The following is a 17,852-nucleotide window of genomic DNA, read 5'->3' on the forward strand; positions in this document are numbered from 1 at the left end:
GCCCGGGCGTCCAACGGCCAGGTGCCGGCCGAGCTCATCCGGGCACAGCTGGAGCGGGGAGACCTGGAGGACGCCAGCACCAACACCGAGGTCCACCTGGCCGAGGCGGTACGCCTGCTCGGCGCCGGCGAAGTCGACAAGGCTATCGAGGTCCTGCAGTCCGCACGGCGGATCGTCCGCAAAGCCGGATTGAGGCAGGAGTACGTTGCCCCGATCCTCCCCTGGCTCGCCACCGCCCTCAGGATCAAGGCCGAGCTGATCTCGGCCCACAGCGCGGTGCCGCGCAAACAGATGAGGCACGCAGTCGCAGTTGGGTTCAGGGCCTCGGTAATCGCCCGGAGCTTCCGCAACAACCTTCCGCACGCCCTGCGCGAGCAGGGTCTGATCGCCGCGCTGGACGGCCGCCCCAGGGCCGCCCGGCGGCTGCTTTCCAACAGCCTTTCCGTGGCCCGCTCCCAATCGGCAAGGTACGAGGAGGCGGAGACCCTGCGGGCGATCGGGCGAGTGGGAGTGCCGCTGGGCTGGGCCGGGGCCGAAAAAGATCTCAAGGCCGGAGAGGCGCTGGTCAAGGAGCTGCGCGCGGTGTCTGCGCCGGCTGTTCCCGACCAGTTGGACACCCTCTCGCTGGCCGATCGATTCAGCACCCTGCTGGAGATGGGTCGCTCGATCGCCTCCCAGTCCGAGCCGGAGGGCGTCTACCGGGCGGTCCAGGAGGCAGCCATCAGCCTGTTGCGAGGTGAGCAGTGCGCGGTTGTCGACATGCACGGGCGGGCTTCCGGCTCCCTCATGGGGTTGGAGAACCTGGAGCACCTCAGCCGCACCATGGTGGAGCGGGCGATCGACGAAGGCGGCCCGGTGGTGGTCAACCTCGGCGACGAGATGGACGCAACCGAAAGCCTGGTGTTCTCCGGGGTCCGCTCGGTTCTCTGCGCCCCGATCGCCGCCAAGGACGGCTTCACCAAAGCCTGCTTCTACGTCACCCACTCCCAGGTCGGCGGCCTGTTCGGTCGGGAGGAGGTCCAGCTGGCCTCGTTCATCGCCACCCTGGCCGGTGCGGCGCTCGACCAGGTGGCCGGCAGCGAGGCCCGGTTCACCTCCCTGGCGCAGAACTCCAGTGACGTCATCAGCATCGTCGGCCCCCGTGGCCTCATCGAGTACCAGTCCTCCTCGGTCCAGCGGATTTTCGGCCTGAGCCCCCAGGAGATGATGGGATCCCGCCTGTCGGCCTGGGTCCACCCGGATGAGGCGGCCGCCGTGAGCGACGAAATCGAGGCGATGCTCGCCGAAGGGCGCAGCCACGCGATGCTCGAGTGCCGCCTCCGGGCGAGCGACGGCAGCTGGCGGGAGACCGAGACGACCATGACGAACCTGGTCGACGACCCCAGCGTCCACGGAGTGGTGCTGAACACCCGCGACGTATCCGAACGAAAGGCGATGGAGGCCGAGAGGCGGCGGGACGAAGAGGCCCTCCGGCTCAGCCAGGCGCAGCTGGCCGCAGCCCAACGCATCGGCCACTTCGGCAGCTTCCAGTGGGATGTACAGAACGACGCGCTCGACTGGAGCGACGAGCTCTACGAGATCTTCGGGATTCCAAAGGAGTCGTTCTCCGGCACCATCGCCGCCTACCGCGACCGGCTTCACCCGGAGGACGCAGACCGGGTCCAGGCCATTCTGGGCGACGCGCTGAAAGGCGGCGGCGACTTCGAGATGGAGCACCGCCTGGTGAGGCCCGACGGCCACACGGTGGTGCTCCACTGCCGCGGCGAGGTCATTCTCGGAGCCTCCGGGAAGGCCGAACGTATGCTCGGGGTGGCCCAGGACGTCACCGAGCAGAAGAGGGTGGAGGACGCCCTCCGGGTCAGCGAGGACCGGGCCCGGGCCGCCATGGACCAGGCCGTGGAGGCATCCCGGCTCAAGTCGCAGTTCCTGGCCACCATGAGCCACGAGATCCGCACCCCGATGAACGGAGTGCTCGGCATGGCGCACCTGCTCCTCGACACCAAGCTCACCCCCAACCAGCGCCGCTACCTGCTCGCACTGAAGGACTCGGGGACCAGCCTGCTGGAGATCATCAACGACATCCTCGACTTCTCGAAGGTCGAAGCGGGCAAGCTCGAGCTGGAAAAGATCGACTTCGACCTCCACCAGGTGGTCGACGGCACGGCCTCCCTGTTCCTCACTGCGACCCAGGAGAAGGGCCTGAACCTGTCGGTCGAGATATCTCCCGAGGTGCCCCAGTGGGTGGTCGGCGACCCGGTGCGGATGAGGCAGGTCCTCACCAACCTGACGAGCAACGCGGTCAAGTTCACCGACTCCGGGCGGGTAGCGGTGACCGTCACCAAACGACCCAACGGGCTGATCCGCTTCGAGGTCACCGACTCCGGGATCGGCATCGAACCGGAAGCCCGCAAGACCCTGCTCGACCCGTTTGTCCAGGCCGACGCCTCCACCACCCGCCGGTTCGGGGGCACGGGACTGGGCCTGGCGATCTCCTCTCAGCTGGTGGAGCTGATGGGGGGCAAGCTGGACTTCGACAGCCTGCCCGACGTCGGCAGCACCTTCTGGTTCGAGGTCCCCCTCGCCGCAGCGGCACACAAGCTGCCGGCGGGCAGGCACCTCACCGGCAGCAACGGCTCTGAGCCGGTACCGGCCGCCGGGCGGGTCCTGCTGGTGGAGGACTCGTACGTGAACCAGCTTGTCGCCACCGGAATGCTCGAGAAGCTGGGCTACAAGGTCACCCTTTCGACCAACGGCGCCGAGGCGGTTGAGATGGCCGCGTCCGCGCAGCCCGACGTGATCCTCATGGACTGCCTCATGCCGGTGATGGACGGGTACGAGGCCACCGGGCGGATCCGCCGCATGCGAGGGCCGGTGAGCCGAACCCCGATCGTCGCCCTCACCGCCTCGGCCATGGCCGGCGACAGGGAGAGGTGCCTCGAAGCCGGAATGGATGCCTACCTGTCCAAGCCTTTGAACCCGCAGGCGCTCGGGGCCCTGCTCGAGGAGCTGACCAGCTCCCGCCCGCAGGCGCGCCCGGCCCGCCAGAATGCCGGCCCTGGCGACCGGCCCCTGGACTCCAAGGTGCTGAACGACCTGAGACAGCTGGACCGGGACGGAGATGGGAGCTTCCTGCGTGAGGTGATCTCGGCCTACATCGAGGACACCGAGCAGCGACTGGTGGAGTTGCGCTCGAGCGTTGTTGCCGGGGACGTCTCCGCGGTGGGGCGCAACGCCCACACCCTCAAGGGAAGCTCCCGCAATATCGGCGCCGAAAGGATGGCCGGACTCTGCGAATCCCTTGAGCCGTGGACCGGGGAGGATCCGGGTTCGGCCGTGGGGACTCTCTCCCAGCTGGACGAGGAGTTCGTCCAGGTGAAGGCCGCTCTGGCCGAGGAGCTCGGTCTGGCCTCCTAGCCCAGGAGGCTCTAACACTCTCGTTCGCCGTCACGAATCGGGCATTCGCGCCACGGCCCAAAACGGACACTCTAGGTGCGACCTACGCCGCTCAGAGCGGTCGAAATTCCGTTTGGAACCATTTCTCCAGGGGTACAGATTGTGTGCAACATCAAGGTGCATAACGGATGCACCCTCGGCGCTAAGGAGGAGCCCTGTGGATTCGTTCGACGACAAGGTGGATGGCAAGACCGACAAGGCCGGCGGCAAGATCAAAGAGATGGCCGGCGAAACCTTCAACGATCCCGACCTGGCAGCCGAAGGACGGATGGACCAAGCCAAGGGTGGGCTAAAAGAGGGCCTCGGCGACGCCAAGGACGCTATCGACGACGCCAAGGACGGAATTCGCGACGCCCTTCGGTAACACACTCATCACTCGGTAAGTCAACTAGCTGGTCGGTCACACCGGATAAGGAGAAACGTAATGGGAACCGTTCTTTGGATCATCGCAGTTGTTCTCGCCATTCTTGGCGTCATGCAGATTCTCAACGGAGCACTGCTCTGGGGAATCATCCTGTTGGTACTCGCAGCGGCCGTAGGCCCCGGCGGATGGAGCATCTTCAACCGTCGAGCCGTATAACCAGCACCACAACTTAAAAAAGAGGCTGCCTTCGGGCAGCCTCTTTTTTATGCCGTCTTCTCGACCCTGGCGACGCCGCTGGTCTGCTGGTCGACCTCCGGGCCCCCCAGGTACCCGATGCTCGACGCTCCGCTCGCCCGGGCTCTCAGCTCGTCGGAGACGTTGACCACAGCCCGGCCGGTCCCGGAAACCTCGACCTCGGCGGTGCGGCCGGTCAAAGCGCGCCCGTCGAACCCGCCCGCCCCGGAGATCGTCACGATCTGCGCCGTCGCTCTGCCGGCCAGAACGCTCTTGACGGTCCCCGACAGCCCGACCTCCAGCCGGTCGGCGTCGAGCCCAACCGCATCGATCGTCACGCTGCCCGAGCCGTCGATCCCGTTCAAGGTCTTCACCTTGAGCCGGTAGACGATGGGCTTGGTGGCGCTGATGCTCGAGTTCGGACGGATGCCGAGCTTCAGCCGGCCGCCCTCGACCTCCGAGACGAGCAGCGGGAGCAGGTTGTCCTCGGCCTCGATGGTCAGCGACTCCTCTCCGGACTGCTCGATCTGGAGGTCTCCTATCCCCTGGATCGAGACCCGGTCGAAGCCGCTCACCGGGCGCTCCTCGGACTTCAGATTTCCCGAGCCGGTGACGTTCTCACCGGAGCCCGAGCTGCTGGAAGAGCTGGAGGATGAGCTGGAGGTCGACCCGGAGGCGGTCGCCCCGGGTGTGGGCTCACTGTCGGAGCCCGAGATGAGCGTGCAAGAAGGCAGCACGAGCCCTGCCAGCAGGCAGGCCAGGACGTTGCGCCGCTTTCGCTCCATGGACCTCAACTCTACGACTTAACAGAGGTGCCTTAAACTGGCCTCCGCCCGCGCCACTCACCTGGGGGACCCAAACTTGAGCTCAGTCGACACCACCATCGCCGCAGGCACCGTACTCGAGGGTTACCTCGTCGAGCGGGTGGAGCCGGTTCCCTACCTCCACGGCACCTTCTACGAGCTTCGCCACCAGGGCACGGGCGCCCGCCACATCCACATTGCCGTCCCCGACGACAACAACGCCTTCGTCGTCATGCTCCCGACCCCGCCCAACGACTCCACCGGGGTGCCGCACATCCTGGAGCACCTGGCGCTGTCGGGCTCCGAGAGCTACCCGGTCAAGGACGTGTTCTTCTCGATGAACCCCCGGTCGCTCAGGACGTACATGAACGCCTCGACCAGCTCGGACGCCACCAGCTACTACTACTCCTCCCGCAACTCCAAGGATTACCGGAACCTGATGTCGGTGTACCTGGATGCGGTGTTCTTTCCGCGACTGGCCGAGCTCAGCTTCAAGCAGGAGGGCCATCGGCTGGAGTTCGAGCAGGGCGACGACCCCACCTCCGGCCTGCGGTTCAAGGGGGTGGTCTTCAACGAGATGAAGGGGGCGATGGCCAACCCGGTCGCCATCCTGTTCCGGGCCGCCGGGCGGGCCCTGTTCCCGGACCTGACCTACGCCTACAACTCCGGCGGCGACCCCAAGGAGATCCCCAACCTGACGTGGGAGAACCTGAGGGCTTTCCACGCCCGCCACTACCACCCGTCCAACGCCTTCTTCTACACCTACGGGAACCTGAAGCTGGAGGAGACCCTTCGCCAGATCTCCAGCCAGGTGCTGACCCGGTTCACCGCCGTCGACCCCGACGTAGACATCCCGGACCAGAAGCCGTTCACGGCGCCGGCCGAGCTCACCGAGAGCTACCCCCTTGCCGACCAGGAGGAGCCGGACGGCAAGTACCAGGTGCTGGTCGCGTGGGCCACGGTGCCTTCGAGCAACTCGTTCGAGGTCCTGAGCTTTGAGATCCTGGAGCGGGTGCTGCTGGCCAACGCAGCATCGCCTCTGCGCAAGGCCCTGATCGACTCCGGGCTGGGCAGCGCCCTCAACGACCTCAGCGGTTTCCTCGCGTACGCCAAGCAGAGCGTCTTCGGCGCCGGCCTGAAGGACGTAAAGAAGGAGGACGTGGAGAAGGTCGAGGCACTGATCCTGGACACCCTGACCCGCCTGGCCCAGGAGGGCCTGGACACCGAGCAGGTCGACGCTGCGATCCACCGCCTGGAGCTCGAGCGCCGGGAGGTCAGCAACTCCGGGTCCCCCTACGGCCTTAGGCTGTTCGACCGGTTCGAGGCCGCCTACGTCCACGGCGGCGACCCCTACCGGGCGCTGATGTTCGACGAGGACCTCAGGCAGCTGCAGGAGGAGCGGGCCAAGGGGCCATACCTGGAGAACCTGATCCGCCGCTGGCTGGTCGACAACCCGCACCGCAGCCGCATCCTGCTCGCCCCCGACCAGGAGATGGTCCAGCTGGCCGAGCAGGAGGAGCTGGAGAAGCTGGCGAAGATCGAGGAGAGCCTGACCGCCGAGCAGAAGACCACGATCGTCGAGGAGTCGTTGAAGCTGGTCGAGCTGCAGGACGCCAAGCAGGACCTCTCGGTGCTGCCGACGCTGGAGCTGAGTGACATCCCGATGACCTTCGAGGACATCCCTCACACCATCGAGGAGATCGCGGGCGCGAAGGTCGGGTTCTTCCCCCAGCCCACAAACGGGATCAGCTACGTCGACCTGAGGTTCGACTTCACGAACCTGGACGACGACCTGATCGACCTGCTCTCACCCTTCGCCTTCGCGGCCACCCGGTCGGGCGCAGGGTCGGACGACTACCTGACGATGGCCGCCCGGATCGAGACCTACACCGGCGGCATCGGCGCCGCCCCGATGATCCGGGTGCCGCTCTCGCAGGAAGCCCCGATGCGGCGCTCGTTTGCGGTTTCCGGAAAGGCGCTTTCCCGGAACCACCAGCCGTTCATGGACATCGTTCGGGACCTTCTTACCGGCCTCTACTTCGAGCCGGCCCGCCTGAAGGACCTGATCGCTCAACAGAAGGGGCGTCTGGAGCCGCAGATCCTGCAGGCCGGCCACATGTTCGCCCAGAAGCTGGCCCTGTCCGCGCTCAGCGAGTTCGGCAGCCTCGAGGAGCGGGTCAACGGCCTGAGCGTGGTCGGCAAGCTGAAGGCCCTCTCCGCCCTCTCCGAGGACGAGCTGCAGGGGGTCATCGCCTCCTACGAACGGATCCGGGACGCGCTGTTCAACTCCGGGACCCGTATCAGCATCTGTGTGACCGCCGAGGAGCCTGCGATACCCCAGCTGCGTGAGCTGCTGGGAGAGGTGCTGTCCGCGCTGCCTGCGGGAGTTGCGGGCGTCGCTTCCGCCAAGGAGCCGTTCCGGCGCGGTCCCCACCAGGCCAGGACCACCTCGGTGCCGGTCGCCTACAACGCCAAGGTCCGCAAGGTCGTCGGGTTCTCCCACCCGGACGCGCCGGCGCTGATGGTGCTGGCGAACTACCTGGACGACAAATATCTGCTCAGGGAGATCCGGGAGAAGGGCGGCGCCTACGGGGCGTCGGCCAACTTCGGCCGTGAGACCGGGTACTTCTCGTTCCTGACCTACCGCGACCCGCACATCGTCCGCACCCTGGAGGTGTGGGACAGGGCGGTGGAGGCGATTACCGACCCGTCGCTCACCGTCACGCCGGACGACCTGAAGGAGGCGATTCTGGCCTCGTGCGCTGCGGTCGACCCGCTGCTGTCCCCCGACACCAAGGGGCGCAGCCGCTTCTTCGACGACCTGGCCGGCTACACGCTGGAGCAGAAGGCGGCGTTCAAGCGGGGGCTGCTGTCGGCGACGGTCGACGACATCCGCCGGGTGGCGGCCAAGTACCTGACCGAAGGCGACTTCGCGCTGGCCTGCGTCACGAACCCGGCCAAGATCGAGGAAGCCAACAAGGAGCTGGGCGACCTCTACGAAGTCAGCCCCATCTAGTGGATGAATTAACTTTCGCCCTGGAGCTCGCCGGGGCGGCCGACGAGATCTCCATGAAGTACTTCGACCGGGACCCGGAGACCTCGGTGAAGAGGGATGGGTCACTGGTCACGGTGGCCGACAAGGAGATCGAGCAGCTCATCCGCCGGCGGATCCGGGAGCAGTTCCCGTCTCACGCGATCCTCGGCGAGGAGACCGGCCTGGAGGGGGACGCCGGCGCTCCGATCTGGATCGTCGACCCTATCGACGGCACCAACAACTACGCCTCCGGCATCCCGATCTTCGGGACGTTGATCGCCCTGAGGGTCAACGGCCGCACCGAGGTGGGGGTCGCGAGTGCGCCGGCGCTGGGAGAGCTGTACGACGCCGCCACCGGCGACGGCGCCCGCATGAACGGAAAGCCGATCCAGGTGAGCAAGGTCGATGCGATGGCCGACGCGGTGGTCTGCATCGGCTCCTACCGGCGGATGCGCAAGCGGGGCTACCGGGAGCAGCTGGACCGGATCTTCCAGGACTGCCGGCGGGACCGGGGCTTCGGGGACTTCTGGGGTTACATGCTGGTGGCCAAGGGAGCGGCCGAGGTGATGCTGGAGCCAAATCTCAACATCTGGGACGTAGCAGCTTTGGAGGTGATCCTCAGCGAGGCCGGGGGCCGGGCGTCCACCTTCGCCGGCGAGCCGTATCCGGAGTCGCGCATTACCAACTACAAAAGCGGTGACGGCAGCTTCATGGCCACCAACGGCCTGCTGCACGACGACCTCGTGGCCCGGCTGTCCTGAGCTAGTTCGGGAAACTATTTTCCTGAAATTGCCATTGCCCCTTAAGTTCCCCCGCACTCTGCCGATAGGACAGCGATGTCTATATCGCGGGGACCCGGCTTTCGACTTCGTTTGTTCGCGGTCCTGGCGCTCTGCCTCGTGGCGCTTCCCCTTGCGCCGACCGCAGCAGGAGCGAACGGAACTCCCGCCGGGATAAATTTCTGGAACTTCAAGTCCACCGGCGTCCCGGCCAACGATGCGGTGTTCGACTCAGGGCGAGGGGTCCTGATGGTCACCGTGCCCTCCAAACACACATCCCTGGGCAACATGCTCATAGAGATGAATCCACGTACCGGCGCCATCGGCCGGAAGGTCTTCGTAGGCAGTGACCCCGAAGAAATCGCTCTGACCGACGACGGCACCACGGCGTACATCGGCCTGGGGGGAACCAACCGGATCGTAAGGGTCAGCCTGGCTACCTTCAGCGTTGCGGACTCCTTCTCCACCGGCTCCATCCATTTCAACGGCCCGATGTTTCCGGAGGACATCGAGGCCGTTCCGGGACGAAACGACACCGTCGTCGTCTCGCTTCAGGTCCCGGGGTTCACCACCAGGCACCGGGGAGTGTGGGCCTTCCGAAACGGCGTCGCCCTTCCGGCGCACACGGAATCGGACGACAGGGCGTTGAGAATCGAGTTCACCGACGCGGACAGTCTCGTCGGATACAACGACGAGAGCACGGACTACAAGCTGACCACGTTGTCGCTCGACGATTCCGGCGTTCACCTCGTTGCCGAGAACGAAACCGCCATCCGCGGGTTCTTCGCCGACATTGAGTTTGCCGGCGGGCGGGTCTACGGCGCCGGTGGCCGGGTAATCGACGCCTCCACCCTCGATGCGGTTCACAACTTCTATCTCGATCGGCCGCAGGCGGTGGAGCCAAATCCGGAGATCGACCGGGTGGCTTTCCTTGACAAGAGCTCGGCGATCTCGATCTTTGAAACTGAATCCGGGGACTTCCTTGGGGCGCGGACGTTCCCGTCGATACCCGAATACGTGAACGGGCTCGTCTCCTCCGGCGACGGATACGCAGTGCTTTCGGATAAAGAGGTCCTGCTGCTCGGTCCTTCGGTGGCAGGGGGTGCCGTGGCTGCGCCTGCAGGACCCGTGAGTAAGCTCGCCGGGCTGATGAGCCGCCAGCTGGGATTCGCAGCAACCGATCTTCTGTACGACGAGACCCGCAACCGCCTCTACGCAACGGTGCCCGACGGAACATCTCCCAAAGCCAATCAGCTGCTCGCACTCGACCCTCAGACCGGCGAGGTTCTTGCCAACCTCCCGATGGGCCGCCGGCCCGAGTGGCTTGCCATGTCGGATGACCGGTCGACCCTCTACGTCTCGGTGCACGAGGGCGGCAAGGTCAACCGCGTCGACCTGAACACCTTCCTGGTCACCCAGACCTTCCCGCTCGGATCCGCGCCCTTTGTCGTTGCCGAGGACATCGAGGTCATGCCGGGCACCACCGGCACCGTGGCCATAACCCTGGCCAACCCGGCGATGGGCCGCGGCTCCGGGCATGAGGGGGTGGCGATCTTCAAGGAAGGGATCAAGCTCCCCGCGGTTGCGAAGAGCTTCGCCGAGTGGGCCGATCAAATTGAGTTCGCCGACCCGGCCACAATCTACGCAACCAACACCCAGGTGTCGGGCTTCGAGTTCCACGAGATCAAGGTCGACGGCACCGGCGCCCGGATGAACAGGACCACCGATTACCTGCTGCCCTCCTACGTGGGCAAGATGGACCTGACCGCCGGAAGGGTCTATTCCCCCCGTGGCGTCATCCTCGACCCGGCACGCCCCGAGCTGATCGGGCACCTGGATGCCTTCACCCCACCGCGAAACTGGTCGCAGACCGGCGGCACGGCAGTGGAGGCCGTGCCCCCCTGGACCAGGGTGTTCACCTCGACCTCAAACGGGTCGATAGAGGAGTACGACCTCAACCAGATGCGCCTGGTGGGCACGACCCAGGTACCGGGAATCGACTTCGGAGTTTCTGCGATCGTCTTTACGGGCAGCGGACTGGCGCTCGGTGGGCGCGATTTGACCCTTCTGGTGCCGAAAGGCTCTCCGGCGCCGCCCCCCACGCCGGGCCAGCCGGCGGTCGCCTGGGGATACAACGGCTTCGGAGCGCTTGGGGCCGGCGGGCCGGCGGACATGGAGCCGGCGACCCCCGCCGGGCTGACCGGCGTGACCCAGGTTTCCGCCGGCACCTATCACAGCCTGGCCCTGAAAACAGACGGCACCGTATGGAGCTGGGGCTACAACGGAGTCGGGCAGCTGGGCGACGGAACAGTCACCGACGGCAGGACCCCGGTCCAGGTCGCCGGGCTGACCGGGATGGTCGCGGTCTCCGCCGGCATGATGCACAGCCTGGCCCTCAAGTCGGACGGCACCGTCTGGGCCTGGGGATGGAACCCCTATGGGCAACTCGGGAACGGGTTGAGCGCCGATCTCAAGCGCCCGGCGCAGATCACCGGGCTCGCCAACGTCACCTCGATATCGGCCGGCGCCCTGCACAGCCTGGCAACCAGGTCCGATGGCACCGCCTGGGGTTGGGGTTACAACGGCCTGGGGGCGGTTGGAGACGGCACCACCGTCGACCGGCTCCGGCCGGTGCAGGTGGTAGGTCCACAAAGCATCACCGAGATCTCCGCCGGCGGCTTCCACAGCCTGGCCCTCAACAATCGTAATCAGGTCTGGGCATGGGGATGGAACGCCTTCGGGCAGCTGGGCGACGGCACGACCGTAGACCACAAACTGCCGATCCAGATCGAGTACCTCGCGATCGAGAACATCTCCGCCGGCTACGTGCACTCGCTGAGCAGATCGGTCAACGACCTGGTCTACGGCTGGGGGTACAACGGGTTTGGCCAGCTGGGCGACGGTACCAAGATCGACCGGCGCTCCCCAAAGTTCACCGGATCGCTGCAGGAGAACGTCTCCGCCGGCCTGTTTCACAGCCTCTTCATGAGCCGAGGGTACGCCGTTGCGGTGGGGTGGAACGCCTATGGCCAGCTGGGTGACGGCACCACCAAGGACTCACTGATGAAGGCGTGGAATCCCCGCACGGGGATGGTCACTCAGGTCTCTGCCGGAGGCCTGCACAGCCTCGGGGTGCGCAGGCCGTGAGGCGCACCCGATCCACACCGGCCGCAGGCCTTCTCGCCCTCCTGGTGACGACGCTGCTGCAGCCGCTTGCCCATGCGGCCGAGCCGGCCGCCGCACCCGCACTCGAAGCCTGGGCGATCAAGTCCGTCCCCCTGCCCGCACATGATTCCGCATACGACGAGCTCCGCAACAAGGTACTGGTCACAGTCCGTTCGAGCCATCCGTCGCTCGGCAACATGCTGGTCGAGATCGACCCCGACACCGGGACGCTCGGACGGCGCGTGTTCGTCGGAAGCGAACCAAAACAGTTGGCAGTCACCGACGACGGCGCGTTCGCCTACGTCGGGCTGGGCGGAGCCAACCGGGTCGTCAAGGTGGACCTTTCGACGTTCGCAGTGGCGCTATCCTTCGCCACCGGGCCGGACACGGGGGTCAACGGGCCGCTGTTCCCCGAGGAAATCGAACCGCTGCCCGGCCGGAACGACGCGGTAGCCGTCGTGCTGTCAGATCGCATCTTCGGCCACGAGGGGATTTGGATCTTCGTCGACGGTGTCCAGTTGCCCAGCCACACCGACGACCAGACCGACACCGATCGCATGGAATTCGTAAGCCCGTCCGAGATCATGGGCTTCAGGGACCACAACGGTTACTACTCGATGCTTCGCTACGCGGTCGATGCTTCGGGCATCCGGCGCACCGGCTACCGGCAGGAGCCCACACCCAAAAAGGCCGTCGACTTTCGCTTCATGGCGGGCAAGCTGTACTACTCCTCGGGCTTGGTGGTGGATGCCGTCACCGGGCTCACGGTCCCGGGGCTTCCCGTAGACAACGGCAAGCTGGTGGAGGTCCACCCGGCGAGGTCCCAGGTCTCATTCCTGTCGGGTAAAAACGTCTCGATCTTCGACTCGACCACCTCGGGCCAGGTCGCCGCCCGCACCTTTGCGGAGCTACCTGCGGAGGCCAATGCGTTCGTTGCAACAGGCGACGGCCTCGTGGTGGCGGCCAAGGACGCTGTCTTCGTACTCGGCCCGAACGTCGGAGGGGAACCCGTTCAGATTCCCCCGGCGCCCCCGAGCAAGATCGCAGGCTGGCAGGTGCACCAGGTTCCCATGAAGGTCAACGACATGGCATACGACAAGGTCCGTGACCTGCTCTACGTCACCACTGCCGGCCACGCCGAGACCGATCCGCACAGTCTGTTGGCCGTCCACCCGCAAACGGGCGAGGTTGTAAAAAGCATTGTCCTCGGCAACTGGCCGGGGCCCATCGCTCTCAGTGACGACCACTCCCGCCTGTTCGTCGGCATCGAGCGCACAGGGCAGATCAAGCAGATCGACCTCTCGACCTTCAGCGTTATCAAGACCTTCTCCCTCGGCCATACGCCGTTTGTTGCGGCAACCGATATCGCGGTGATGCCCGGGGATCGCAACACGGTGGCGGTTGTGCTGCACGAAGAAGGCATGCTGGATTGGGATGCGGGCATCTCCCTATACCGGAACGGGGTGCAGGTGGGGCGGACCAAAGTCCAAAGCGGTCCTGAAGACCTGGCCTTCGGAGATGCCGGGAACCTCTACGGAGTCGATTGGGGAGGCCGTTTTCGGCGGATGACCGTCGACGAGTCCGGGGTCCATATGGAGGCGACGTTCCGCGACATCATGACTACCACCAGCAACCTCACGATCACCGACGGGATTGCCTACTCCACCCAGGGAGATGCAGTCGACCCGGTTCGGGCCGAGCGGCTCGGGCGGTTCGATGCCGGCACGGACCCCAACGGGCTGATTCAGGCAGACAGCTTTGTTGCGATCCCCGCTCTGGGACGCGGATTCCTCAGCCGTTTCTGGGGCGTGGTCGAGGAGTACGACCTGAAGGAGTTTCGTCTCATCTCGACGTTCCAGATGCCGGCGGGCCTGCACCTGTACAACATCGTGGACACCGGAAAGGGATTAGCGGGCACCGGAGGGGGTGGCCTCGTCCTCCTGACGCCCAAAGCCCCGCCTCCAACTCCGGCGCCCCAGCCCGCCGTGGCTTGGGGGTACAACGGTTTGGGCGCCGTCGGTGTCGCGGGGTCCGGTTTGTCTCCGTCCACCCCGGCCGGGTTGACCGGCGTAACCCAGGTTTCGGCCGGCACCTATCACAGCCTGGCGCTCAAGTCGGACGGGACCGTGTGGAGCTGGGGCTACAACGCCACCGGAGCCCTGGGCGACCGGACGACAACCGATCGACCTACCCCGGTTCAGGTGTACGGCCTGCGGAAGGTGGTGGCGGTTTCTGCGGGAATGCTTCACAGCGTGGCCTTGACCGAGGAGGGATTCGTCTACTCCTGGGGGTGGAACGGATACGGCCAGCTCGGGAACGGGTCGACCGTGGATTCGTCCACCGCCACCCGCGTCAACAGTCTCACCGGTGCGGCCTCGGTGTCGGCCGGTGCCCTGCACAGCCTGATGGCGAAACGTGACGGGACCGTCTGGAGCTGGGGCTACAACGCGCTGGGCCAGTTGGGCGACGGAACCACCATCGATCGCCACCATCCGGTCAAAGTTTCGACAATAAGCAACGCGCTCGGTGTCTCCGCCGGCGGCTTCCATAGTGGAGGCGTGGACGGTCTCGGGAGGGCGTGGGGGTGGGGGTGGAACGTGTTCGGACAGCTGGGCGACGGCACCACAGTCGATCGCAGGGTCCCCGTCAGGCTCACTGCGGCCGGCGATTTTGTCCAGGTTTCAGCCGGTTACCTCCACACGCTCGCCAGAACCCGGGGCGGCGCCACGCTGGCGTGGGGTTACAACGGGTTCGGGCAGGTGGGCGACGGCACAGCGGTCGACCGGCTTTCCCCCAAGCAGATCACCGCGTCCGGAGCGACCGATGTTTCCGCCGGCATGTTCCACAGCCTCGCAGCGTCCAACGGCAGCGCGTTGGGCTGGGGCTGGAACGGATTCGGGCAGGTGGGCAACGGCAACACCGTCGACCAGCGTATTCCTACCGTGGCTTCGGGCGCCGGCAAGGTCGTACGGGTTTCGGCCGGCGGATTACACAGCCTCGGCGTTCGGGGTTAGCCGGACCTAGTCCGCCGCTGCGCCTGATACGCTTTTGAGGCCCGCGCTCTTCGCGGCCGCAATGAGGCCCCCATCGACCAGCGGCCTAGGTCTCCACCCTTTCAAGGTGGCAACACGGGTTCGAATCCCGTTGGGGGCACTCCTGGGTTCACACCGGATGACTTCAATCGTTCGAGCCCGTCGAGAATGAACTCGAGGCCGAACTCGAACTCCTCCGTGTAGTCGTAGCCCCTCATCCCGAGCTCCTCCACGACCTCGGCGAGATACGGGAATTCGTCACCTCTTTCGCCCACCGTGGTCTTCGCCACCTCGCCGGACTCCTCCGGAGTCTCGAACGGGATCGTCTGCTCCTGGAGGGCGAAACCGTAGGTGAAGCAGTCCAGCAGGTTGTAGGCGTGCACCGCCTCCCGGAAGGGGAACCCCGCCTCTCGGAGGCACCCCATCGTGGCGTTGTGGTGGACGGCACTCGCCGGTCCGGGGTGCAGGCGGGACTCCATCAGCCCGACCGCCCAGCGGTGCCGCTGCAGGGCGGCGCGCGCCGAGGCCCCGCGCTTTCGCAACTCGGCCTTCCAATCTCCGCCTATGGCGGGGGGGTACATCTCGGCGAACACGGCGTCGACCATGCCGTCGACCAGGTCGTCCTTATGGGTTACGTGCCGGTACAGAGCCATAGGCGCCGCGCCGAGATCGGCTGCGAGGTTGCGCATGCTAAGTGAGTCGAACCCCTTGGACTCCGCCAGTGCGACCGCAGCTTCGACTATCCGCTCCCTGGTAAGAGAGGTCCGGTGGTTCTTCACTCGTTGAGCCAATTCTTGCCCCTTCCGAAAGATTTTTCTAATTGCCGCTTGACATGCGTACGGTGTACGCATACTCTACCCCATGCGTACACCGTACGCAACGTCCAGGAGCTGTTGGAACTCGATCGAAAGGAAAAGGCAGTGGAGACTCAAAGGACCGCACGGATCTTCGGCTGGCTGTTCATAGCCACCTTCATAACCTCCATCGGAGCCCGGCTGTTCTTCGTAAACGGGCTCGGGGCGAGCTGGGAGGACATGCGCTTCATCCCCGGCGCCGGCAACAACACGAGCCTGTACCTCGGCGCAATTCTCGAGTTCCTGCTGATCGTCACCAACGTCGGCACCGCCGTGGTGCTCTACCCCATCGTCAAGCGGCAGAGCGAAGGCCTGGCGATGGGGTACGTCGTCGCCCGGATCATCGAATCTGTCTTCATCCTGGTCGGCCTCATCAGCATCGTGTCGATCGTTACCGTGAGCAACTCTCTGGCCGGCGCCACCGGAGCCGCCGCCGCCGCTTTGACCGCGCAGGGCAGTTTGTTGGTCTCCACCTACGAGTGGGCGTTCCTGTTCGGCCCCGGCCTGGTGGTCGGTTTCGGCAACGGGTTGGTTCTGGGCTACCTGATGTACCGCTCGGGTCTGGTGCCTCGCCGCATGGCGATGCTGGGCCTGGTCGGCGGCCCGATGTTGATCGCCTCGTTCGTGCTGATCCTGTTCGGGGTCTACGAAAACAGCTCCGGGTTCGCATTCCTGCTGGCGGCTCCCGAGATCGCCTGGGAAATGTCGCTCGGGGTCTACGCAGCCTGGAAGGGCTTCAGGCCGAGCCCGATCACGAAGTCGGCGAACGGCCGCACGGATGCGCCGGGTCGAAAGATGGCCGTCGCATAACCAACGCGGCATAGAGGCGCCCCTGCTACGGCGGGGGCGTCGCCGCGTGCGGTTTCTGCGCCTGCGAGCCGGCGAATGTAATAGGTTCTTTTCGCCGATTATTCGTGTGGCGGAATTGAGCACCTATGGCAAAGAACGTTCGTCTCGGCATCATCCGGGCCCGGCACGACACCACGGTCCCGGTCATCCCCGACCAGGCCTGTATCTCGATGCTCATGACCGGCGACCGCTCCGTGTTCAGGTACTGGATCAACACCACCCGGAACCACCTCGACTTCGTCGACTCGCCGATGTTCCCGTGGGTCGACGTGACGATCGGAGCGGACACCGGGCGGGTCGCCCAGGCGACGGCGGCGGTCGACGCCCTACGCGCCGCCTTCCCCGATCCCCCGCCTCTGGCCGGGCTCGACGGGCTCATCATCCTCACCCACCCGGGGAACCGCACGATGCCGAACCCGATGGCAGGGCAGCCCGGGCAGCCGGCCACAGTGACCGCCTCGTTCGACGGGGGCTCGGCCACCGTCGCCGGGCTGCCGGTTGCGGTCCTCCCGGTGATGTCGAGCAACCACACCTTCATGAGCCACGAGGTCGGGCATGTGCTGGGTTTCGAGCACAGTTACGGGCTCGATAACAACGGCACGGACTGGAACCCGAACGACGCCAACATCATCGTCGGGCCGGAGTACGGGTCTCCCTACGACATGATGTCCGCCATGTCGTTCGGCAGCCGCTGGCTCGGCACCGGGCCCTTCTACTCGGCCTCGCCGACCTTCGTGGGACCCACCGTTGCCGGCTGGCCTTTTCCCGGCGCCTTCACGATGGGACCGCACGTCGCCCGGGCGACCCTTCACGTGGAGATGCCGGAGGCGCTGGCCGGCCGGGTGATCGAATCCCCCTTCCCGCAGGCCGGCGGAACCGTCACCGCCCGGATCGTCCCGGCGTCGGCGGCCCGTGGCAACTGCCTTCTGATCCTCCACCCCCCGGGCGAACCGGCAACCGGCGCCGGCCGGGTGTACGTGGAGTACCGGACGATCGTCGGGTGGGATGCCGGCCTTGACCCACTAGGGCCGGACCTGGCACGGGACGGCGTGGTCGTGCACACGCTCGTCGACGTGCCCAACGTGGCGCCCCGGGCCTGGTACCGCGGGGCGATCCCGACGGTTTCGGTCGACCGGGACCTGGCCGTCGCTTCCACTCCGCTCGTCGTCCGCGCCACGGCCGTCTCCGACGACGGGGTGGACCTGTCGATCACAACCGGGATCGGTCGGCGCGTCGAGATCGTTCGGGGAATCCACTCCGACGACTTCGTCGGCGTCATCGGCGA

General features: G+C 66.0%; 11 protein-coding genes and 1 tRNA gene. 10 read left to right on the forward strand and 2 right to left on the reverse strand.

The features are described 5' to 3' along the window. The 3 genes from VFV09_06235 to VFV09_06245 form a co-directional block, all read left to right on the forward strand. Window positions 1-3,414 (forward strand): PAS domain-containing protein (locus VFV09_06235; protein ID HEU4867307.1); only part of this gene is annotated, 3,414 nt, incomplete at its 5' end. Between the two features lie 196 nt (window positions 3,415-3,610). Then, a complete protein-coding gene (locus VFV09_06240; GenBank protein ID HEU4867308.1) occupies window positions 3,611-3,817 on the forward strand; it encodes a CsbD family protein in 207 nt (68 codons plus the stop codon). 60 nt (window positions 3,818-3,877) lie between these two features. Continuing rightward, window positions 3,878-4,033: a GPGG-motif small membrane protein gene (locus tag VFV09_06245; GenBank protein ID HEU4867309.1), complete on the forward strand. Its 156-nt coding sequence runs from the start codon at window positions 3,878-3,880 to the stop codon at window positions 4,031-4,033. A 47-nt stretch (window positions 4,034-4,080) separates the two neighbouring features. Here VFV09_06245 and VFV09_06250 read toward each other — a convergent pair whose 3' ends face one another. Continuing rightward, window positions 4,081-4,836: a head GIN domain-containing protein gene (locus VFV09_06250; GenBank protein ID HEU4867310.1), complete on the reverse strand. Its 756-nt coding sequence runs from the start codon at window positions 4,834-4,836 to the stop codon at window positions 4,081-4,083. A gap of 76 nt (window positions 4,837-4,912) precedes the next feature. Between VFV09_06250 and VFV09_06255 the strand changes: the two genes are divergently transcribed. The 5 genes from VFV09_06255 (at window position 4,913) to VFV09_06275 (ending at window position 14,985) form a co-directional block, all read left to right on the forward strand. Continuing rightward, window positions 4,913-7,870: an insulinase family protein gene (locus VFV09_06255; GenBank protein HEU4867311.1), complete on the forward strand. Its 2,958-nt coding sequence runs from the start codon at window positions 4,913-4,915 to the stop codon at window positions 7,868-7,870. Next, on the forward strand, window positions 7,870-8,649 hold the full coding sequence (locus tag VFV09_06260; GenBank protein HEU4867312.1) for an inositol monophosphatase family protein: 780 nt from the start codon (window positions 7,870-7,872) through the stop codon (window positions 8,647-8,649). Before VFV09_06255 ends, VFV09_06260 begins: the two co-directional genes overlap by 1 nt. Before the next feature lie 75 nt (window positions 8,650-8,724). After that, window positions 8,725-11,814 (forward strand): hypothetical protein, encoded by a 3,090-nt coding sequence (locus VFV09_06265; protein ID HEU4867313.1) that lies wholly within the window; start codon window positions 8,725-8,727, stop codon window positions 11,812-11,814. Next, window positions 11,811-14,846: a hypothetical protein gene (locus VFV09_06270; GenBank protein ID HEU4867314.1), complete on the forward strand. Its 3,036-nt coding sequence runs from the start codon at window positions 11,811-11,813 to the stop codon at window positions 14,844-14,846. The genes VFV09_06265 and VFV09_06270 overlap by 4 nt, the downstream gene beginning before the upstream one ends. A 66-nt stretch (window positions 14,847-14,912) precedes the next feature. Beyond that, window positions 14,913-14,985 (forward strand) — tRNA-Glu (locus VFV09_06275). On the opposite strand, the gene VFV09_06280 is transcribed toward VFV09_06275, so the two are convergent. Further along, window positions 14,948-15,715, reverse strand: coding sequence for a TetR/AcrR family transcriptional regulator (locus VFV09_06280; protein HEU4867315.1), 768 nt, complete (start codon window positions 15,713-15,715; stop codon window positions 14,948-14,950). The genes VFV09_06275 and VFV09_06280 overlap by 38 nt on opposite strands. 69 nt (window positions 15,716-15,784) lie before the next feature. Between VFV09_06280 and VFV09_06285 the strand changes: the two genes are divergently transcribed. Together VFV09_06285 and VFV09_06290 are read left to right on the forward strand one after the other, a co-directional pair. Then, window positions 15,785-16,528: a DUF4386 domain-containing protein gene (locus VFV09_06285; protein ID HEU4867316.1), complete on the forward strand. Its 744-nt coding sequence runs from the start codon at window positions 15,785-15,787 to the stop codon at window positions 16,526-16,528. Between the two features lie 125 nt (window positions 16,529-16,653). After that, window positions 16,654-17,852 (forward strand): hypothetical protein (locus VFV09_06290; protein HEU4867317.1); only part of this gene is annotated, 1,199 nt, incomplete at its 3' end.

The organism is Actinomycetota bacterium (genome assembly GCA_035759705.1).
GTDB lineage: Bacteria > Actinomycetota > CADDZG01 > JAHWKV01 > JAHWKV01 > JAJCYE01.